The organism is Pseudonocardia sp. EV170527-09, assembly GCF_008369905.1.
In the GTDB taxonomy this organism is placed as follows: domain Bacteria; phylum Actinomycetota; class Actinomycetes; order Mycobacteriales; family Pseudonocardiaceae; genus Pseudonocardia.
This window is the reverse complement of record NZ_VRMC01000464.1, coordinates 1-271: the sequence shown is the minus strand read 5'-3', so window position 1 is coordinate 271 and position 271 is coordinate 1. Positions and strand designations below refer to the sequence as shown.

Sequence of the window (271 nt, the reverse complement as noted above, 5' to 3'; positions counted from 1 at the left end):
GTTGATAACCTGTGTGGCTGCGGGGATGATTTTTATGTTCCTGCGCGGTTTCCAGTCAGCAACTTCTACCAATAGGCCAGCTGATGCAAAAGCAGCTCAAGTAGAGGTCTTTAATGGTCAAGATACTAAAGACGGGGTGAATATCCTAATCATGGGGACAGATGGTCGTATTGGTCAAAACAGTGCAGAAACCCGTACAGATACGATTATGGTATTGAATGTTAGTGGTTCGGATAAGAAGATCAAGCTAGTCAGCTTCATGCGTGACAAC

General features: G+C 44.6%; 1 pseudogene. It reads left to right on the top strand.

The annotated features are described in order from the left end of the window. Nucleotides 1-13: 13 nt before the first annotated feature. A pseudogene (locus FVA95_RS29825) lies at nucleotides 14-271 on the top strand (LCP family protein); the annotation flags it as partial.